We start from the raw sequence: 19496 nt of genomic DNA on the forward strand, positions 1-19496 counted from the left end.
CCGCGCAGGATGGACGTCGGAAGGAGGACCCCGTGATCGCTGCACTGAACCAGGCCGTCGACGCCGTCGAGACACAGCTGGCGGACGACCCGTCCGTCGCCTTCGACGCGGCCGACGTCGCCGCGGCGCTCGGCACCACCGAGCACCACCTGCGACGGATGTTCTCGTCGCTGGCGGGGATGCCGCTGTCGGACTACGTGCGCCGACGCCGGATGGCGCTGGCCGCGGCGGACCTGGTGAGGACGCGCACCGACCTGCTCACGCTCGCGGTGCGCTACGGCTACGGCTCCACCGAGGCGTTCGGGCGCGCGTTCCGCGCCGTCCACGCCGTCGGTCCCCGCGACGTACGACGCGACGGGGGTCCACTACGTACACAACCGCGGATCAGGTTCCACCTGACCGTCGAAGGGAGCGTCCCGATGGACACCCGCACCACCGACCTGCCCGACCTCCGCCTGGTCGGCCACGCCGCGCGCGTACCGCTGGTGCACGCGGGCGTGAACCCGCACATCGCCGAGCACGTCGCCGGCATCCCGCCCGAGGAGACCGCGCGTCTGAAGGAGCTCAACGACACCGAGCCGACGGGGGTGCTCGCGGTCAGCCACGACCTCGACCCGGACCGTGCCGAGGGCACCGAGCTCACCTACCTGCACGGCGTCGCCACGACCCGTGTCCCACCCGCGGGGCTCGACGTGCTGGAGGTGCCGGCGGGGACCTGGGCGGTGTTCCGGACCGAGGGGCCGCACCCCGAGGCTCTCCAGGAGGCCTGGGCCGCGACGGCCACCACGTGGTTCCCCTCGCAGCCGTGGCGCCTGCGGCCGGGTCCCGAGATCGTGGCGATGCTGGCCTATGACGCGGCGGCCGGCAGGGCCACCTGCGAGCTGTGGCTGCCGGTGGAGCCGGGATGAGTCCTAGCGGACCGGGCCCTGCCCGCGCCGGGCCTTGACCTTCTCCACGGCCTCCTTGATCCGGCGCTGGTTCTCCGGCTTCTGGGCCTCGGTGTAGAGCTTCCGGGCCACGCCGATCGCGGCGGCACTGCGCATGATCCTCATGCCCTAGGTCTACCGGCACGGGCCAAGGTGGCCTCACCCGGGCGTTCCGCTGACAGGGCGCCGGCGGGGTGTGAGCATCGCGCCGTGAAGCGCACCGGTACGACCCACGCCACCGTCGTGGCCTACCTCGCCCTCGTCGTCGCCCTGTCCGGCACGGCGGTCGCCGCCACCGGCGGCACCCTCCGCCTCGGCGGGACCAACAAGGCCGACGCGACGACCACGCTCCGCAGCACGACCGGCGCGGCACTGGCGCTGCGGACCGAGCCGGGCGTACCGCCCCTGCGGGTCAGCGACCCGGCGAGGGTCGAGCGGCTGAACGCGGACCGGCTGGACTCGCTGGACTCGACCGACCTGCAGCGACGCGTCACGGGGGAGTGCGAGGAGGGCGCCCACGTCCGGTCGGTCGCCGCGGACGGCTCGGTGGTGTGCGGCGAGCCGGCGCGGCTCGGGACGTACGAGCGCGTCGAGACGGCAGCGGCGGAGGAGGGGGAGCCCGGTGACCGGACGGGGTACGCCGCGGCCCGCTGCGACGTCGGGGACGCCCCCGTCGGCGGTGGCTACTGGACGTCACGGCGGTCGGGCGTGGACGTCTGGCTGGACTCGGCCGTCAGCGAGACCAGGGACCCGAACGGCCCGGACGGTGCCGAGTGGGAGGGGCGCGGCGGCTACGAGGTCGGCTGGACCGACGTGGGCGAGGGGGCGCCGACGCGGGTGGCCGTGTTCGCGCTGTGCCTGCGGCAGCCCTGAGCCGTCGCGCACCGGCTCACCAGCCGCGCGCGCGCCACTCCCCGAGCTGGGGGCGCTGGTCGCCGAGGGTGGAGTCGTCGCCGTGGCCGGGGTAGAACCACGTGCCGTCGGGGAGCCGGTCGAAGACCCGCGCCTCGAGGTCGTCCATCAGGGAGGTGAACTCCGCCGGCCCGGCGGTCTTGCCGGGTCCGCCGGGGAAGAGGGAGTCGCCGGTGAAGAGGTGGGCCCGTCCGTCGCCGCGCTCGGCGTCCTCGAAGAGCAGGGCGACGGACCCGGGGGTGTGACCGGCCAGGGCGATGACGTCGAGCGTGCAGGACCCGACCGCGACGGTGTCGCCGTGCTCGACCGACCGCGTCACGGTGACCCCGGTCTGCTCGGTCACGGCGTCGGCGTCGGGGGTGCCGACGACCACCTCGGCGCCGGTCGCCTCCACCACGGCGGACAGGCCGCGGTGGTGGTCCCAGTGCTGGTGGGTGGTGACGACGGTGGTCAGCCCACCGTCGCCGATCAGCTCGAGCAGGCGCTCGGGCTCGGCCGCGGCGTCGATCAGGACCTGGTCGCCGGTGTCCTCGCAGCGCAGGAGGTAGCAGTTGTTGCTCATCTCCGGGTCGACCGCGACCTTGGTGACCCGCAGGCACCCGGCCGTCCGGGTCTGGGCCGGGCCGCCCGGGGCGACGTCCCCGGCGTACGCGTCCTGCTCGCCGGTCTGCTGCTCGCTCATGTCACCACTCCTGGATCCGCGGCAGGTCGCCGCCGTTGCTGGTCAGTCCTTCACCGCGGCCACGGCCGCTGAGCCACCACGCGATCTGCGGCCCGGGGCCGCTCACCGTCACCCGTCCGCGCTCGGCGTGCCAGGAGCGGCCGAGGTCGGTGGCCAGCAGCGTGACGCCCGGAGCCCGCACCCGCAGCGCCTCCACGGTGGCGACGACGAACGAGCCGGGCCACTCGCGGGGCGTGTAGCCGGCGTCGAGGTCGACGTGGTGGATCTCCACCTCGCGGTGGCGCATCCCGAGCACGGTGCGCACCGGCAGGACGTCGGGGGAGTCGGGCAGCCGGCGGAACCCGGCCTCCCAGCGCTCGGCCGGGAAGTCGCCGACCGCGTCGAGGAAGGTCCGCACCGAGGCGAGCAGCCGCTCGCGCAGGTCGCCCGGCGACGCAGCGGCGAGGCGCTCGATGTCCTGGTCGCGGCGGGTCTGCGAGGGGTACATCGCCGGCTCGCGGCCCGCGGCCGCGCCTCGCAGCACGCCCTCGAGGCTCTCGGCGTTCAGCGCCAGGTGCGCCACGACGTGCCCGCGGGTCCAGCCGGGGAGCAGCGAGCGGGCGGCGTACGACCCGTCGGGCAGCTCGTCGACCCGGCGGACCAGGCGCTGGGTGGCGTCCTCGAGGTCGGGGAGCCTGGCCGCGGCGGACCGCCCCGTCGGCGGGGGTGGTGCGACGTCCGCGGGGCTCACGCGCCCATCGTGCTGCACGAAGCGGTCACCCGGAAGGGGTGTCGGTCGCGCGTGAGAAAGTGATCGACGGACGACGCGCGGAGTTGCGTGTCGGGCGTCGTGACGACGAACATGTGTTCGACCAGCCCGTGACCCATCCGGTCACGGACCGAGCACCGGAAGGACCAGCGTGGCTGACCAGCTCATCATCCGGGGTGCCCGGGAGCACAACCTCAAGGACGTCTCCCTCGATCTCCCCCGGGACTCGCTGATCGTCTTCACCGGACTCTCCGGCTCCGGCAAGTCGTCGCTGGCCTTCGACACGATCTTCGCCGAGGGGCAGCGCCGCTACGTCGAGTCGCTCTCGGCCTACGCCCGGCAGTTCCTCGGCCAGATGGACAAGCCCGACGTCGACTTCATCGAGGGGCTCTCTCCCGCGGTGTCGATCGACCAGAAGTCGACCTCGCGCAACCCGCGCTCGACGGTCGGCACCATCACCGAGGTCTACGACTACCTCCGCCTGCTCTACGCCCGCGCCGGCCACCCGCACTGCCCCACCTGCGGCGCCCCGATCGAGCGCCAGACGCCGCAGCAGATCGTCGACCGGGTGCTGACGCTCGAGGAGGGACGCCGCTTCCAGGTGCTGGCCCCCGTGGTCCGCGGCCGCAAGGGGGAGTACCTCGAGCTCTTCAAGCAGCTCCAGGTGCAGGGGTTCAGCCGGGCCCGCACCAACGGCGAGACCCACGCGCTCGACGAGCCGCCGACCCTGGACAAGCAGAAGAAGCACACCATCGAGGTCGTCGTCGACCGCCTCGCGGTCAAGGAGACGGCCAAGCGCCGGCTGACCGACTCCGTCGAGACCGCGCTCCGCCTCGCCGACGGCCTCGTCCTGCTCGACTTCGTCGACCTCCCCGACGGCGACCCGCAGCGCGAGATGCGGTTCAGCGAGAAGATGTCGTGCCCCAACGAGCACGTCCTCGACACCGACGAGCTCGAGCCCCGCTCGTTCTCCTTCAACTCGCCGTTCGGCGCCTGCCCGGCCTGCAGCGGCCTGGGCACCCGGATGGAGGTCGACCCCGAGCTCGTCGTGCCCGACGGCACCGCCACCCTCGGCCAGGGCGCCATCCAGCCCTGGTCCGGCGCGCACGTCGCCGACTACTTCCTCAAGCTGCTCGGCGCGCTCGGCGACGAGCTCGGCTTCGACCTCAACACGCCCTGGGACGACCTCCCGCCCAAGGCCCGCCGCTCGGTGCTCGACGGTCACAGCACCAAGGTGCACGTCGTCACCCGCAACCGCTACGGCCGGCAGCGCAGCTACACCGCCGCCTTCGAGGGCGTGCGGCCCTACATCGAGCGCCGTCACCGCGAGGCCGAGACCGACACCAGCCGGGACCGCTTCGAGGGGTTCATGCGCGAGGTGCCCTGCCCCACCTGCCAGGGCAGCCGCCTGAAGCCGGTCATCCGCGCGGTGACGATGGGCTCCACCGAGCACGGCGAGATGAACATCGCCGAGGTCTGTGCGCTGCCGATCAACGAGGCCGCCGCCTTCCTGGAGACCCTCGAGCTCAGCGCCCGCGAGCGCCAGATCGCCGAGCAGGTGCTCAAGGAGATCCAGGAGCGACTGCGCTTCCTGCTCGACGTCGGCCTGGACTACCTCTCCCTCGACCGGCCCTCGGGGTCGCTCTCGGGTGGCGAGGCCCAGCGGATCCGGCTCGCGACCCAGATCGGCGCCGGCCTGGTCGGGGTGCTCTACGTCCTCGACGAGCCCTCGATCGGACTGCACCAGCGCGACAACCAGCGGCTGATCGAGACCCTCGTACGCCTGCGCGACCTCGGCAACACGCTCATCGTCGTCGAGCACGACGAGGACACCATCAAGGTCGCCGACTGGGTCGTCGACTTCGGCCCCGCCGCCGGGGAGCACGGCGGGCAGGTCGTCCACAGCGGCACCGTCGAGGACCTGTACGCCCACCCGGACTCGATGACCGGGCTCTACCTCTCGGGGCGCCGCGAGATCCCCGTCCCCGAGGCCCGCCGCCCCCGCACCCGGGGGCGCGAGCTCACCGTCGTCGGCGCCAAGGAGCACAACCTCCACGACGTGACCGCCAGCTTCCCGCTGGGGCTCTTCGTCGCCGTCACCGGCGTCTCCGGCTCGGGCAAGTCGACGCTGGTCAACGACATCCTCTACACCTCGCTGGCCAAGCAGATCTACAACGCCCGCGCCGTGCCCGGCCGGCACCAGAAGATCACCGGCCTCGAGCACGTCGACAAGGTCATCCACGTCGACCAGTCACCGATCGGGCGCACGCCGCGATCGAACCCGGCGACGTACACCGGTGTCTTCGACCACGTCCGCAAGCTCTTCGCCTCGACCCAGGAGGCCAAGGTCCGCGGCTACCTCCAGGGCCGCTTCTCCTTCAACGTCAAGGGCGGGCGCTGCGAGGGCTGCTCCGGCGACGGCACGATCAAGATCGAGATGAACTTCCTGCCCGACGTCTACGTGCCGTGCGAGGTCTGCCACGGGGCGCGCTACAACCGCGAGACGCTCGAGGTGCACTTCAAGGGCAAGACCATCGCCGAGGTCCTCGACATGCCGATCGAGGAGGCCGCGGAGTTCTTCGCGGCCGTCCCCGGCATCGCGCGGCACCTCAGCACGCTGGTCGAGGTCGGGCTCGGGTACGTCCGGCTCGGCCAGCCGGCGACGACCCTGTCCGGGGGCGAGGCCCAGCGGGTCAAGCTCGCCGCCGAGCTGCAGAAGCGCTCCACCGGCCGGACGGTCTACGTCCTCGACGAGCCGACCACCGGCCTGCACTTCGAGGACATCCGCAAGCTCCTGCTCGTCCTCGGCAAGCTCGTCGACCAGGGCAACACCGTGCTGGTCATCGAGCACAACCTGGACGTCATCAAGACCGCCGACTGGATCGTCGACATGGGTCCCGAGGGCGGCTCCCGCGGCGGTCAGGTCGTGGCGGAGGGCACGCCGGAGGACGTCGCCCAGGTCGAGGGCAGCTACACCGGGCAGTACCTCGCCCCGCTCATCGAGGGCCGGGGCGCCCAGCAGCCCGGGCCGCCGCGCAAGCCCCCGCCGCCCCCGGAGCCGAAGACCAAGGCCGGCAAGAAGGCCGCCGCCAAGAAGGCGGCCGCGGAGAAGAAGGCCGCCGCCGACGCGACCGGGGCCACCGCCCCGGCCCGCAAGCGCGCTGCGACCAAGGTCACCTCCCGCTCGGCCTGACCGTCCGCGGCACCGGACGCTGGCTACGCTCACCCGGAGACCGTCCCCGGTGATCGCCAACCCCTTCAGGAGCCCGTCGTGGCCGACATCGTCCGTCCCCCTTCCGCCCTCTCCCGGCGGCGCGCCCTGACCGGTGCCGCGACGCTCGGCCTGGCCACCCCGGTGCTCGCCGCCTGCGGCGGCTCCGACTCGGCGAGCGACTCCCCGGCCAGCGCGGCGCCGTCCCCGCAGGCCGACGGCCCGCTCGCCGCGACCGCCGACGTGCCCGTCGGCAGCGGGGTGATCCTCGAGGAGCAGGGCGTCGTGCTCACCCAGCCCACCGAGGGCGACTTCAAGGCGTTCTCGTCGATCTGCACCCACCAGGGCTGCCCGGTGACCGGCATCGACGAGTCCGGCATCAGCTGCACCTGCCACGGCAGCCTGTTCTCCCTCGACACCGGCGAGCCCGAGTCCGGCCCGGCCGGCTCGCCGCTGCCGGCCGTCGAGGTCACGGTCGAGGGCGGCGAGATCAGCCTCGCCTGACCGGCGCCCCCGGCCGACCGCCCGCAGGGGCGTCGGAGCCCGCTCGTAGGGTTGGGTCGTGACTCCCGCCCGCCCCTCGCGCAGCTCCCGCGGGCCCCTGTCCTACCGCCCCGAGCCGGGCTCGATCCCGACCCAGCCGGGCGTCTACCGGTTCCGGGACGCCTCCGGCCGCGTGATCTACGTCGGCAAGGCCAAGAACCTCCGGGCCCGCCTGTCGTCGTACTTCCAGGACATCTCGAACCTCCACCAGCGCACGGCCTCGATGGTCACCACCGCGGCCGGCGTCGAGTGGACGGTCGTCAACACCGAGGTCGAGGCGCTGCAGCTGGAGTACTCCTGGATCAAGGAGTACGACCCGCGCTTCAACGTCAAGTACCGCGACGACAAGTCGTACCCGTGGCTGGCCGTCACGACGGGGGAGGAGTTCCCCCGGGTGATGGTCGGGCGCGGTGCGAAGCGCAAGGGCACCCGCTACTTCGGGCCCTACAGCCACGCCTGGGCGATCCGCGAGACCGTCGACATCCTGCTGCGGGTCTTCCCGATGCGCTCCTGCAGCAACGGCGTCTTCAAGCGCTCGCAGCAGATCGGACGCCCCTGCCTGCTGGGCTACATCGACAAGTGCGCGGCGCCCTGCGTCGGCAACGTCAGCGCCGAGGACCACCGGCAGATCGTCGACGACTTCTGCGACTTCATGGGCGGGCGCACCCGCCCGTTCCTGCGCCGCATCGAGCAGGAGATGTACGCCGCCTCGGAGGAGATGGACTTCGAGAAGGCCGCCCGGCTGCGCGACGACCTCGGCGCGATGAACCGGGCCCTGGAGAAGCAGGCCGTGGTGCTGTCCGACGGCGCCGACGCCGACGTGATCGCGCTCGCCGAGGACCCGCTCGAGGTCGCCGTGCAGATCTTCTACGTCCGCGGCGGGCGGATCCGCGGCCAGCGCGGCTGGGTCGCGGACCGTACCGACGACGGCGGCACGTCCGAGCTGGTCGAGGACTTCCTCCTGCAGCTCTACGCCGGCGACGCCGACGCGGTGCCGCGCGAGATCCTGGTGCCCGAGCTGCCGCCCGACGTCGAGACCTTCGAGCAGCTGCTGAACGACCTGCGCCGGGCCAAGGTACGCATCCGCGTGCCCCAGCGCGGTGACAAGAAGACGCTGCAGGAGACCGTGGCCCGCAACGCCGGCCAGGCGCTGGTGCTGCACAAGACCAAGCGCGCCAGCGACCTCACCACCCGCAACCGGGCGCTGGAGGAGATCCAGCAGGCCCTCGAGCTGGACGACGTGCCGCTGCGCATCGAGTGCTACGACGTCTCCAACCTCCAGGGCACCGAGGTCGTGGCCTCGATGGTCGTCTTCGAGGACGGCCTGTCCCGCAAGGGGGAGTACCGCCGGTTCGTGATCCGCGGGGTCGACGGCCAGGACGACGTGGCGTCGGTGCACGAGGTGATCACCCGGCGGTTCAAGCGGCTGCTCGACGAGCAGGCCAAGTCCGAGCGCGTGGAGGGCGACAACGGCCCGATGCTGGTCGACCCCGAGACCGGCCGGCCCCGCAAGTTCGCCTACGCCCCCGGCCTGGTCGTGGTCGACGGCGGCCCGCCCCAGGTGGCCGCGGCCAAGCGGGCGCTCGACGAGCTCGGCATCGACGACATCCCGGTCGTCGGCCTGGCCAAGCGCCTCGAGGAGGTGTGGGTCCCCGGCGAGGAGGACCCCGTCATCCTGGCCCGCTCCTCCGAGGGCCTCTACCTGCTCCAGCGGCTGCGCGACGAGGCGCACCGCTTCGCGATCACCCACCACCGCAACCGCCGCTCCAAGTCGATGGTCGAGAGCGCCCTCGACGACGTGCCCGGCCTGGGGGAGGTCCGCCGCAAGACCCTGCTCAAGCACTTCGGGTCGCTGAAGAAGCTGCGCACCGCCGAGGTGGAGGAGATCGCCCAGGTCCCCGGCATCGGCCCGCGCACCGCCGCAGCGATCAAGGAGTCGGTCGCCGCGGCACCGGGCGGAGCCGGCAAGGGCGGCGCCGGGCAGGATGGCCCCGTGGGGATGACCGTGAACACCGCCACCGGCGAGATCGAGGACGCATGAGCGAGCAGGACGGGACCGGCGGCCCGGTCGTCACGCCGGGGGAGCTGGTCGTGGTGACCGGGATGACCGGCGCCGGGCGCAGCACCGTGGCCAAGGAGCTGGAGGACCTCGGCTTCTACGTCGTCGACAACCTGCCGCCGGCGCTGCTGCCGGACGTCGTCCGCCTCGTCGACGAGAACCTCGGCACCACGCAGCGGATCGCGGTCGTCGTCGACGTTCGCTCCGGCTCGTTCTTCACCGACCTCCGCGCGCAGCTCGCCCACGGCGCCCACGGGCGTACGGCCTCGATGGTCTTCCTCGACGCCACCGACGAGGTCCTCGTGCGCCGCCAGGAGGCCGCGCGCCGCCCCCACCCGCTGCAGGGCAGCGGTCGGCTGCTCGACGGCGTGCACCGCGAGCGGACCGCGGTCGCCGAGCTGCGCGCCGAGGCCGCCCTGGTCATCGACACCACCACGCTGAACGTGCACCAGCTCACCGCCCGGGTCGACGACGCCTTCGGCGACGCCAGCACCCGCCGGCTGAAGCTCACCGTGATCAGCTTCGGCTTCAAGTACGGCATCCCGGTCGACGCCGACTTCGTGGCCGACATGCGCTTCCTGCCGAACCCGTTCTGGCAGCCCGAGCTGCGCGAGGGCGACGGGCGCGACGAGGCGGTCGCGGCCTACGTCTACAGCCGCGACGGGGCCTCGGAGTTCCTCGACGGCTACGTGCCGCTGCTGGACACCGTGGCCCAGGGCTACCTGCGCGAGGGCAAGCGGTTCATGCGCGTCGCCGTGGGCTGCACCGGCGGCAAGCACCGCAGCGTCGCGATGGCCGAGGAGGCCGGGCGCCGTCTCGCCGCGCTGGGCCACGACGTCCGCGTCGTCCACCGGGACCTCGGGCGTGAGTGACCAGCGGGCGCAGGCCGTCGTGGCCCTCGGCGGGGGACACGGCCTGCACGCCTCGCTGAGCGCGCTCCGCCTGCTGGTCGACGACCTCACCGTCGACGACCTCACCGCCGTGGTCACCGTGGCCGACAACGGCGGGTCCTCGGGCCGGCTGCGCGGGGAGTTCCAGGTGCTGCCGCCCGGCGACCTGCGGATGGCGCTCGCCGCGCTCTGCGGGGACGACGCCTGGGGCGTGACCTGGTCGCAGGTCCTCCAGCACCGGTTCGAGGGCGACGGCGAGATGCGCGGGCACGTGATCGGCAACCTGCTGATCGTCGGGCTGTGGGAGCAGCTCGGCGACCCCGTCGAGGCCCTGGACTGGGTCGGCCGGCTGCTCGGCGCCAAGGGCCGGGTGCTGCCGATGGCGCTGTGCCCGATGGACATCACCGCCACCGTCCGGGGGCTCCAGGACGACCCCGCAGCCCTGACCACCGTGCGCGGCCAGGTCGAGGTCGCCACGACCGAGGGCCTGATCGACACCATCAGCCTGGTGCCCGAGGACCCGCCGGTCAGCCAGGAGGCCCTCACCGCGCTGGCGGGGGCCGACTGGGTGGTGCTGGGCCCCGGGTCCTGGTTCACCTCGGTGATCCCGCACCTGATGGTCCCGGCGCTGCGCCGGGAGCTCGAGACCACCGACGCGCGCCTGGTGGTCGTGCTCAACCTGGCCGAGCAGGAGGGGGAGACCCCCGGCTTCGCCCCGGCCGACCACCTCGCCGTGCTCGCCGAGCACGCCCCCGACCTGCGTGTCCACACGGTCCTGGCCGACCGCGCCTGGGTGGCCGGGCACGAGCAGGACCTCGCCGACACGGTCGAGGTCCTGGGGGCCCGGCTGGTGGTCGACGAGGTGGGCGCCGAGGACGGCTCGCCGCACCACGACCCGGTGCTGCTGGCGGCGGCGTACGCCCGGATCTTCGCGGGCACGGCCGAGGAGGTCCCGCTCGGCCGTCCGCGCGCCTGAGACCCGCCCGCCAGCGGCCTGCCAGCGGCCCGCCAGCGGCCTGCTGGTGGCCTGCCAGTGGTCGGACGTGATTGACGTTCGTGGCAGGATCGCGGCATGGCGATGACGGCTCAGGTGAAGGCAGAGCTCTCGTCGATCCCGGTCACCAAGACCTGCTGCCGCAAGGCCGAGGTCGCCTCGATGCTGCGGTTCGCCGGCGGGCTGCACATCGTCAGCGGGCGGATCGTGGTCGAGGCCGAGCTGGACACCGGCGCCGCGGCGCGCCGGCTCCGCAAGGACCTCGCAGAGGTCTACGGAACCCAGTCCGACGTGGTGATGGTGCAGGCCAGCGGCCTGCGCAAGGGCAGCCGCTACATCGTGCGCGTGGTCAAGGACGGCGAGGCCCTGGCCCGCCAGACCGGCCTCGTCGACCAGCGCGGCCGGCCCGTACGAGGGCTCCCGCCCGCCGTGGTCTCCGGCGGCACCTGCGACGCCGTGGCCGCCTGGCGCGGGGCGTTCCTGGCCCACGGCTCGCTGACCGAGCCGGGCCGGTCCTCGTCGATGGAGATCACCTGCCCCGGCTCGGAGGCCGCCCTGGCCCTGGTCGGCGTGGCCCGCCGGCTCGGCATCCCGGCCAAGGCCCGCGAGGTCCGCGGCGTCGACCGCGTCGTGATCCGCGACGGCGACGCCATCGGCCAGCTGCTGACCCGCCTCGGCGCCCACGAGTCGCTGATGGCCTGGGAAGAACGCCGGATGCGCCGCGAGGTGCGCGCCACCGCCAACCGCCTGGCCAACTTCGACGACGCCAACCTGCGACGGTCCGCGCGCGCCGCGGTCGCCGCCGGCGCCCGGGTCGAGCGGGCCCTGGAGATCCTCGGCGAGGACGTGCCGGACCACCTCAAGCTCGCCGGCCACCTGCGCCTGGAGCACAAGCAGGCCTCCCTGGAGGAGCTCGGCCAGCTGCACGAGCCGGTGCTCACCAAGGACGCGATCGCGGGGCGGATCCGCCGGCTGCTGGCGATGGCCGACAAGCAGGCCCACGACCTCGGCCTGCCCGACACCGAGGCCTCGCTGACCGAGGACATGCTGGCCGACGAGGCCTGAGAGGTCCTCGCCGCCGGTTACCCGCACGTACGCCGGGACGCCCGGGTCGCTGTCGGCCGGGAGCGATAGGGTCGGCGACGGGCGCCGTCGAGGTGTCCAGACGGCTCGGAGCATCGAGCGACCCACCAGCGACACAGGAGCGTGCAGTGACCGTACGGGTAGGCATCAACGGATTCGGCCGGATCGGCCGCAACTTCTTCCGGGCCGTGCGGGCCTCGGGGCTCGACATCGAGATCGTGGGGGTCAACGACCTCACCGACAACCAGTCGCTCGCGCACCTGCTCAAGTTCGACTCGATCCTGGGTCGCCTCGACGCCGACGTCAGCGCCACCGACGACGCGATCATGGTCGGCGACCAGGAGATCAAGGCCTACGCCGAGCGTGACCCGGCCAACCTGCCCTGGGGCGCGCTGGGCGTCGACGTCGTCGTGGAGTCCACCGGGTTCTTCACCGACGCCACCAAGGCCAAGGCGCACCTCGACGCCGGCGCGAAGAAGGTCATCATCTCGGCGCCGGCCTCGAACGAGGACTTCACGGTCGTGATGGGCGTCAACCACACCGACTACGACCCGGCCTCGCACCACGTCATCTCGAACGCGTCGTGCACCACCAACTGCCTCGGCCCGATGGCCAAGGCGCTCAACGACGACCTCGGCATCGTCAAGGGCCTGATGACCACGGTGCACGCCTACACCGCGGACCAGAACCTGCAGGACAACATCCACAAGGACCCGCGCCGTGCCCGCGCCGCCGCGCTCAACGTCGTGCCGACGTCGACCGGCGCCGCCAAGGCGATCGGCCTGGTCCTGCCCGAGCTCAAGGGCAAGCTCGACGGCTACGCCCTGCGCGTCCCCGTCCCGACCGGCTCGGCGACCGACCTGACCTTCGAGGCCGGCCGCGAGACCACCGTCGAGGAGGTCAACGCGATCATCGAGAAGGCCGCCGACGGCCGGTTCCTGCGCTACTCGACCGACCCGATCGTCTCCTCCGACATCGTCACCGACCCGGCGTCGTGCATCTTCGACGCGCCGCTGACCAAGGTCATCGGCAACCAGGTCAAGGTCGTCGGCTGGTACGACAACGAGTGGGGCTACTCCAACCGCCTCGCCGACCTGATCGACTACATCGGCACCTCCCTCTGACGTGGGGGACTACGCCACCCTGGGGGACGTCGCCGGCAAGCGGGTCCTGGTCCGCTCGGACCTGAACGTCCCGCTCGACGGCACCCGGATCACCGACGACGGCCGGATCCGCGCCAGCGTGCCCACCATCCGTGCCCTGGCCGAGGCCGGGGCGCGGGTGCTGGTCGTGGCGCACCTCGGCCGGCCGAAGGGCGAGCCGGACCCGGCCTTCTCGCTCGGCCCCGTCGCCGAGCGGCTGGCCGAGCTGCTCGGGTCGCCGGTCGCGTTCGCCACCGACACGGTCGGGGAGAGCGCGCGCAGCACCGTCGACGGCCTGGCCGACGGCGACGTCGCGGTGCTGGAGAACGTCCGGTTCAACGCGGGCGAGACCAGCAAGGACGACGCGGAGCGGGGGGCGTTCGCCGATGAGCTCGCGTCCCTGGCCGACGCGTTCGTCTCCGACGGGTTCGGCGTGGTCCACCGCAAGCAGGCCAGCGTGTACGACGTCGCACAGCGGCTGCCGCACGCGATGGGCCAGCTCGTCGCGACCGAGATCGAGGTGCTGCGGCGCCTCACCGAGTCACCGGAGCGTCCGTACGTCGTGGTGCTCGGCGGCTCCAAGGTCTCCGACAAGCTGGGCGTCATCGACCACCTGCTGGAGAAGACCGACAAGCTGCTGATCGGCGGGGGCATGGTCTTCACGTTCCTGGCCGCCCAGGGTCACGAGGTCGGCAAGAGCCTGCTCGAGACGGACCAGCTCGACGTCTGCCGCGCCTACCTGCGGCGCGCCGAGGAGGCCGGCGTGGAGATCCTGCTGCCCAGCGACGTCGTCGTCGACACCGCGTTCCCCTCGGGTGATCGTCGTCCCGAGCCTGCGGTCGTGCCGTCCAGCGAGATCCCGGCCGACGCGCTGGGCCTCGACATCGGCCCGGAGGCCTCGCGGGCCTTCGCCGGCGCCCTCGCCGACGCCCGTACCGTCTTCTGGAACGGCCCGATGGGCGTCTTCGAGGTCGGCGCGTTCGCCGACGGCACCCGCGCGGTGGCCACGGCGCTGACCCAGGTCGACGGCCTGTCCGTCGTCGGCGGGGGAGACTCCGCCGCGGCCGTGCGCACGCTGGGCTTCGACGAGGCCGCCTTCGGCCACATCTCGACCGGGGGCGGCGCCAGCCTCGAGTACCTGGAGGGCAAGACCCTCCCCGGCATCACCGTCCTGGAGGACTGACCCGTGGCCACGACCCCTGCCCGCACCCCGCTGATGGCGGGGAACTGGAAGATGAACCTCAACCACCAGGAGGCGGTGGTCCTGGTCCAGAAGCTGGCCTGGACCCTGTCGGACAAGCGGCACGACCCGACGCGGTCCGAGGTCGTGGTGGTGCCGCCGTTCACCGACCTCCGCTCGGTGCAGACCCTGGTCGACGGCGACCGGCTGTCACTGCGCTACGGCGCCCAGGACGTCTCGGCCGAGGAGTCGGGCGCCTACACCGGCGAGGTGTCGGCCCCGATGCTGGCCAAGCTCGGCTGCTCCTACGCCGTGGTCGGCCACTCCGAGCGGCGCCAGCGCCACGACGAGACCGACGCGGTCGTCAACGCCAAGGCCAAGGCCGCCCTGGCCCACGGCATCACCCCCATCGTCTGCGTGGGGGAGGGTCTCGACGTCCGCCAGGCCGGTGACCAGGTGCCCTTCACGCTGGCCCAGGTGGACGGTTCGCTGGCCGGCCTCGACGCCGAGCAGGTCGCCGGGCTGGTCGTGGCCTACGAGCCCGTCTGGGCGATCGGCACCGGCGAGGTCGCCACGCCCGAGGACGCGCAGGAGGTCTGCGGGGCGATCCGCGCCCGCGTGCGCGAGACCCTGGGCGACGCGGCCGCGGACGGCGTGCGGGTGCTCTACGGCGGCTCGGTCAAGGCGGCCAACGTCGCCGCGACCATGGCGCAGACCGACGTCGACGGCTGCCTGGTCGGTGGCGCGAGCCTCCAGGTGGAGGAGTTCAGCGGAATCTGTCGCTTCTACGACATGCCGGTCCTCTGACCAGCCCGCACCTGGCGTAGGATCACCGACCGTGACGACGCTCTTCACCATCCTGCTCGTGGCCACCAGCGCCATCCTCATCCTGCTGGTCCTGCTCCACAAGGGACGGGGCGGCGGCATGTCCGACATGTTCGGCGGCGGTGTGTCGAGCTCGCTGGGCGGTTCCTCGGTCGCCGAGCGCAACCTCGACCGGTTCACCGTCGGCATCGGCGTGATCTGGTTCGCCTGCGTGATCGCGCTCGGGCTCCTGCTGGCCTACTGAGCCGGCGCACCACCTGCTCCACCCGCACCACCGCTCCACCACGACCACGCAGCACCGACACGACTCAGCACCGACCCGAGGGGACCAGACATGGCAGGTGGAGGGAACGCGATCCGGGGAAGCCGGGTCGGCGCCGGACCGATGGGCGAGGCCGAGCGCGGCGAGGCCGCGGCCCGCCAGGCCATCACGTACTTCTGCTCCCACGGTCACCGCTCGGTGGTGACGTTCTCCATCGAGGCCACCGCCCCCGAGCAGTGGGACTGCCCCAAGTGCGGTCTCCCCGCGTCCATGGACTCGGCCAACCCGCCGCCGGCGCCGCGCATCGAGCCCTACAAGACCCACCTGGCCTACGTGAAGGAGCGCCGCTCCGACGCCGAGGCCGCCGACATCCTCGACGAGGCCCTGTCGCTGCTCCGCTCGCGCCGCAAGTCCGGCGACATCATCTTCTAGAGCCCCACGGGCTCCAGACGACAGCAGCGGATCACTGCCACCAGGTGGCAGTGATCCGCTGCTGTCTTTCGCGGCGGGTGCCGACGTCAGGTCAGCGACGCCGCCTCGGTGTCGAGGAACCAGATGGTCTCGTCCTCGCCGCGCACGCCGCGGGCGGGCGTGTCGGTGACGGTGCCCTCGGTGGCGAGCGACGCAGCGACGGCTGCGGCCTTGTTCTCTCCGCTGGCCACCACCCACACCGAGCGCGCCCGGTTGAGGGTGTCGAGGGAGAGGCTGACCCGCTCGGCCGGTGGCTTGGGGGAGTCGGACACCCCGAGGGCCACCCGGTCGGTCACCTCGAGCGAGGCGCTCCCGGGGAAGAGCGAGGCCACGTGGGCGTCGGGGCCCACGCCGAGCATGACCACGTCGAAGCGGTCCGACCCGTGCTCGCGCAGCGTCTCGGCGTAGGCCGCGGCCGCCGCGTCGACGTCCGCGGCTTCCGCGGTCGAGGGCATCTGGTGAACCTGGGTGGCGCCCACCGGGCCGAGCAGGTCGGCCACGGCGCCCCGGGCGTTGCGGTCCTCGGAGTCGGGCGCGACGAAGCGCTCGTCACCCCACCAGACGACGACGCGGGTCCAGTCGACACCCGCGCCCGCGCTGAGCCGGGCCAGCTCCTGGTGCACGCGCGCCGCGATGGTGCCGCCGGTGAGGACGACCTGCGGCACGCGCCCCTCGGTCTGGGCGTCGGCGAGCCGGTTCAACAGCTCCCCGGCGACCGCGGTGGCCAGGGCGGGGGCGTCGGGCTGCACCTCGACCAGCGGCTCGGGCCGCTGGGACACGTCCGCGGGCATCAGCCGAGGACCTGCCGGACCACGTCGAGCTCGGCGGCTGACGACAGGTGCAGGCGCAGCACCGGTCGGCCCTTCGCTGCCAGCACCGAGCCGTCGCCGACCGCCTGGGCGGTCAGGAACTCGTGCAGGGTGAACTCGCGCCCCGGCACGGCCAGGTCGGACTCGGGCTCGCCGGTGACCTGCAGGTAGACCCCCGTGTCGGGGCCGCCCTTGTGGTACTGCCCGGTCGAGTGCAGGAAGCGCGGGCCCCAGCCGAAGGTGGTCGGCCGCCCGGTGCGGCGGGCCAGCCCGTCCCGGACCCGGGCCAGCGCGGCGTCGCGGTGACGGTCGAGGTAGGCCTGCACGGCGACGTAGCCGTGGTCGGGGTCGAGCTGCGTCAGCAGCGCACGCACGGCGTGCTCCACGTCGGCGACACCCGGCGGGAGCCAGCCCTCGGAGGCGTAGACGGTGATCGCACCCTCGGTGAAGAGGGGGGTGGGGGAGGTGCCGCCGCCGTCGAGCATCTCGCGGGCCGCGGCCTTGGCGCTCTCGACGTCGGGCTGGTCGAAGGGGTTGATCCCGATCACCCGGCCGGCGACGGCGGTGGCGTGCTCCCACAGCAGCAGCTGGGCCCCGAGCGTCGCGTCGACGTGGGCGCCCCAGCTCGAGGCAGGAGCGTCGGCGTCGCCGCCGGCGTGGTCCGGCCCGAAGGTCACCAGCACCTCGTCCGGGGTGCTCGTGGAGAGGTTCGGCGCGTCGTCGCTGGCGACGACGACGGGCAGGATGCCCTTGCCGTCCTTGCCGGTGGACTCGGCGACGAGCTGCTCGGCCCAGTCGCCGAAGCCGGCGTACGGCGCCCCGGCGTTGACCAGGACCATCTTGTCGGCGCCCGCGCGGTTCGCCGCGCCGAGCAGGGCCCCGAGCCGGAGCGCCGGGTTCTCGTCGGAGTCGGCCTCGAGCAGGGGGCGTACGGCCTCCGCCTCGTCGAGCAGGCGTCCGGTGTCGACGCCGGCCAGGCCGCTGGGCACGAGCCCGAAGGCGGTGAGGGCCGAGTAGCGCCCGCCCACCCCGGGGTCGGCCAGGAAGACCCGGTAGCCGGCCTCACGGGCGGACTGCTCGAGCGGGGAGCCCGGGTCGGTGACGACCACGATCCGGCCCGCGGGGTCGATGCCGGCGTCGGTGAACGCCTGCTCGAAGACCCGCTTCTGGCTGTCGGTCTCGACGGTGCCGCCGGACTTGCTCGACACCACGACGACCGTCTCGTCCAGGCGCACCAGGGCGGCCCGCACGAAGTCGGGGTCGGAGGAGTCCAGGACGTCCAGCGCGACGCCGTCCGCCCCGCAGATGACCTCGGGGGCCAGGGAGGAGCCGCCCATGCCGCAGAGCACGACCCGGGTGACGCCGGCCGAGCGCAGCTCGTCGCGCAGCGCGGCGACCTCGCCGACCAGGGGACGCGAACGGGTGCTGAGCGAGGTCCAGCCGAGCCGCTTGCCGGCCTCGTCCTCGGCCGCGGGGCCCCACAGGGTGGCGTCCCCCGACGCGATGCCGGAGGCGACGCCGTCGGCGACCAGGCCCTCGAGCACCGCGTCGTAGGAGGACCCCTCCGGGGCGCCGACGACCAGCTCGAGGGCCGGGTCGGTGGAGGACATCCGGCTCCAGCTGGTCACTTCGCGCCGTCCATCTGCCCCTGGACGGTCTCGACGAGCTCCGTCCAGGACTTCTTGAACTTGTCGACGCCCTCGTGCTCGATCGCCAGGAACACGTCCTGCAGGTCCACCCCGACGGCCTCGAGGCGGTCGAAGACCGCCTGGGCCTGCTCGCGACGACCGCTGACGGTGTCGCCCTCGACCTCGCCGTGGTCGGCGAAGGCGTCCATGGTCTTCTCCGGCATCGTGTTGACCGTGCCGTCGGCGACCAGCTGGGTGACGTAGAGGGTGTCGGGGTAGTCGGGGTTCTTGACCCCGGTCGACGCCCACAGCGGCCGCTGGACCTTCGCACCGGCCTCGGCGAGCTGCTTCCAGCGGTCGGAGGCGACGACGTCCTCGAAGGCCGCGTACGCGAGGCGGGCGTTCGCCACCGCGGCCTCTCCGCGCAGCGCGGTGGCCTCCTCGGTGCCGATCTTCTCCAGACGCGCGTCGACCTCGGAGTCGACGCGGGAGACGAAGAACGACGCCACGGACTGGATGCGGGCGAGGTCGAGACCGGCCTCCCGGGCCTGCTCGAGCCCGGTCAGGTAGGCGTCCATCACGGCCTGGTAGCGCTCGCGGCTGAAGATCAGGGTGACGTTGACGCTGATCCCCTCGGCGATCGCGGCGGTGATGGCGGGCAGGCCCTCGAGCGTGGCGGGGATCTTGATCAGGGCGTTGGACCGGTCGACGGCCTTCCACAGCGCCTGCGCCGAGGCGATCGTGCCCTCGGTGTCGTTGGCCAGGGTGGGCTCGACCTCGATCGAGACGCGGCCGTCCGACGAGCTGCCGTCGGCGACCGGCTTGAGGATGTCGCAGGCGTTGCGGACGTCCTCGGTGATCAGCTCGAAGATGACCTTGTCGACGTCGGCTCCGTCGGCGACGAGGCCGCGGACCTGGTCCTCGTAGCGCTCGCCGTCGGCGATCGCGCTGGCGAAGATCGTCGGGTTGGTGGTCACGCCCACCACGGACCTGGTCTCGACGAGCTCGGCGAGGTTGCCGGACTCGATCCGCTCACGGGACAGGTCGTCGAGCCAGATCGAGACGCCTGCGTCGGCGAGGGCCTTCAGTCGGTCACTCATGGTGTTCCTTCCGTGCAGCCGCTGGCTGCGT

The 19496-nt window shown here is 72.9% G+C and carries 19 protein-coding genes; 13 read left to right on the forward strand and 6 right to left on the reverse strand.

Going from position 1 to position 19496, the window contains the following annotated elements; genetic code table 11:
- Positions 1–32: 32 nt before the first annotated feature.
- A complete protein-coding gene (locus tag GV155_RS09600; protein ID WP_160007441.1) occupies positions 33–908 on the forward strand; it encodes an AraC family transcriptional regulator in 876 nt (291 codons plus the stop codon).
- Positions 909–911: 3 nt separating this feature from the next.
- Here GV155_RS09600 and GV155_RS09605 read toward each other — a convergent pair whose 3' ends face one another.
- Positions 912–1052, reverse strand: a complete 141-nt coding sequence (locus GV155_RS09605; RefSeq protein WP_160007443.1) for a hypothetical protein — start codon at positions 1050–1052, stop codon at positions 912–914.
- 84 nt (positions 1053–1136) lie between these two features.
- Between GV155_RS09605 and GV155_RS09610 the strand changes: the two genes are divergently transcribed.
- Complete coding sequence (locus GV155_RS09610) at positions 1137–1799, forward strand: hypothetical protein (RefSeq protein WP_160007445.1); 663 nt, start codon at positions 1137–1139, stop codon at positions 1797–1799.
- 16 nt (positions 1800–1815) lie between these two features.
- Here GV155_RS09610 and GV155_RS09615 read toward each other — a convergent pair whose 3' ends face one another.
- Positions 1816–2520, reverse strand: coding sequence for an MBL fold metallo-hydrolase (locus GV155_RS09615; RefSeq protein ID WP_160007447.1), 705 nt, complete (start codon positions 2518–2520; stop codon positions 1816–1818).
- A gap of 1 nt (position 2521) precedes the next feature.
- On the reverse strand, positions 2522–3250 hold the full coding sequence (locus GV155_RS09620) for a maleylpyruvate isomerase N-terminal domain-containing protein (protein ID WP_160007449.1): 729 nt from the start codon (positions 3248–3250) through the stop codon (positions 2522–2524).
- Between the two features lie 169 nt (positions 3251–3419).
- Here GV155_RS09620 and uvrA point away from each other — a divergent pair, with 169 nt between their 5' ends.
- From uvrA to GV155_RS09675, 11 genes are all read left to right on the forward strand, one after another.
- On the forward strand, positions 3420–6461 hold the full coding sequence (gene uvrA, locus GV155_RS09625) for an excinuclease ABC subunit UvrA (protein ID WP_160007451.1): 3042 nt from the start codon (positions 3420–3422) through the stop codon (positions 6459–6461).
- Between the two features lie 78 nt (positions 6462–6539).
- Positions 6540–6983 (forward strand): Rieske (2Fe-2S) protein, encoded by a 444-nt coding sequence (locus GV155_RS09630; RefSeq protein ID WP_160007453.1) that lies wholly within the window; start codon positions 6540–6542, stop codon positions 6981–6983.
- A gap of 58 nt (positions 6984–7041) precedes the next feature.
- Positions 7042–9063, forward strand: coding sequence for an excinuclease ABC subunit UvrC (gene uvrC / locus GV155_RS09635; RefSeq protein ID WP_160007455.1), 2022 nt, complete (start codon positions 7042–7044; stop codon positions 9061–9063).
- Positions 9060–9953: an RNase adapter RapZ gene (gene rapZ / locus GV155_RS09640; protein WP_160007457.1), complete on the forward strand. Its 894-nt coding sequence runs from the start codon at positions 9060–9062 to the stop codon at positions 9951–9953. The genes uvrC and rapZ overlap by 4 nt, the downstream gene beginning before the upstream one ends.
- The gene (locus tag GV155_RS09645; RefSeq protein WP_160007459.1) at positions 9946–10947 is read left to right on the forward strand and encodes a gluconeogenesis factor YvcK family protein; all 1002 of its coding nucleotides are present in this window, start codon (positions 9946–9948) and stop codon (positions 10945–10947) included. Before rapZ ends, GV155_RS09645 begins: the two co-directional genes overlap by 8 nt.
- Before the next feature lie 96 nt (positions 10948–11043).
- Positions 11044–12030, forward strand: a complete 987-nt coding sequence (whiA, locus tag GV155_RS09650; RefSeq protein ID WP_160007461.1) for a DNA-binding protein WhiA — start codon at positions 11044–11046, stop codon at positions 12028–12030.
- Positions 12031–12176: 146 nt separating this feature from the next.
- On the forward strand, positions 12177–13172 hold the full coding sequence (gap, locus tag GV155_RS09655) for a type I glyceraldehyde-3-phosphate dehydrogenase (RefSeq protein WP_160007463.1): 996 nt from the start codon (positions 12177–12179) through the stop codon (positions 13170–13172).
- Position 13173: 1 nt separating this feature from the next.
- Entirely contained in the window at positions 13174–14373 is a 1200-nt protein-coding gene (locus GV155_RS09660) for a phosphoglycerate kinase (protein WP_160007465.1), read from the forward strand.
- A 33-nt stretch (positions 14374–14406) separates the two neighbouring features.
- Complete coding sequence (gene tpiA / locus GV155_RS09665) at positions 14407–15177, forward strand: triose-phosphate isomerase (protein ID WP_160011098.1); 771 nt, start codon at positions 14407–14409, stop codon at positions 15175–15177.
- 31 nt (positions 15178–15208) lie between these two features.
- Positions 15209–15439, forward strand: coding sequence for a preprotein translocase subunit SecG (secG, locus tag GV155_RS09670; RefSeq protein ID WP_160007467.1), 231 nt, complete (start codon positions 15209–15211; stop codon positions 15437–15439).
- Positions 15440–15529: 90 nt separating this feature from the next.
- Positions 15530–15889, forward strand: a complete 360-nt coding sequence (locus GV155_RS09675; RefSeq protein WP_160007469.1) for an RNA polymerase-binding protein RbpA — start codon at positions 15530–15532, stop codon at positions 15887–15889.
- 86 nt (positions 15890–15975) lie between these two features.
- Here the strand turns inward: GV155_RS09675 and pgl are convergent, their stop codons facing one another.
- From pgl to tal, 3 genes are read right to left on the reverse strand one after another with little or no spacing between them, the layout of a single operon-like run.
- Positions 15976–16719, reverse strand: coding sequence for a 6-phosphogluconolactonase (pgl, locus tag GV155_RS09680; protein ID WP_160007471.1), 744 nt, complete (start codon positions 16717–16719; stop codon positions 15976–15978).
- Complete coding sequence (locus tag GV155_RS09685; RefSeq protein ID WP_160007473.1) at positions 16719–18347, reverse strand: glucose-6-phosphate isomerase; 1629 nt, start codon at positions 18345–18347, stop codon at positions 16719–16721. Before GV155_RS09685 ends, pgl begins: the two co-directional genes overlap by 1 nt.
- Positions 18348–18361: 14 nt before the next feature.
- Positions 18362–19465: a transaldolase gene (gene tal / locus GV155_RS09690; protein ID WP_160007475.1), complete on the reverse strand. Its 1104-nt coding sequence runs from the start codon at positions 19463–19465 to the stop codon at positions 18362–18364.
- Positions 19466–19496 lie beyond the last annotated feature (31 nt).

Source organism: Nocardioides sp. AX2bis, assembly GCF_902506435.1.
Lineage (GTDB): Bacteria > Actinomycetota > Actinomycetes > Propionibacteriales > Nocardioidaceae > Nocardioides.

Coding starts and splice junctions, on each gene's coding strand:
- GV155_RS09685 (WP_160007473.1), bottom strand. CDS start 18,347: ATGTCCTCCACCGACCCGGCCCTCGAGCTGGTCGTCGGCGCCCCGGAG.
- pgl (WP_160007471.1), bottom strand. CDS start 16,719: ATGCCCGCGGACGTGTCCCAGCGGCCCGAGCCGCTGGTCGAGGTGCAG.
- whiA (WP_160007461.1), top strand. CDS start 11,044: ATGGCGATGACGGCTCAGGTGAAGGCAGAGCTCTCGTCGATCCCGGTC.
- tpiA (WP_160011098.1), top strand. CDS start 14,407: ATGGCGGGGAACTGGAAGATGAACCTCAACCACCAGGAGGCGGTGGTC.
- rapZ (WP_160007457.1), top strand. CDS start 9,060: ATGAGCGAGCAGGACGGGACCGGCGGCCCGGTCGTCACGCCGGGGGAG.
- tal (WP_160007475.1), bottom strand. CDS start 19,465: ATGAGTGACCGACTGAAGGCCCTCGCCGACGCAGGCGTCTCGATCTGG.
- GV155_RS09605 (WP_160007443.1), bottom strand. CDS start 1,052: ATGAGGATCATGCGCAGTGCCGCCGCGATCGGCGTGGCCCGGAAGCTC.
- GV155_RS09675 (WP_160007469.1), top strand. CDS start 15,530: ATGGCAGGTGGAGGGAACGCGATCCGGGGAAGCCGGGTCGGCGCCGGA.
- GV155_RS09615 (WP_160007447.1), bottom strand. CDS start 2,520: ATGAGCGAGCAGCAGACCGGCGAGCAGGACGCGTACGCCGGGGACGTC.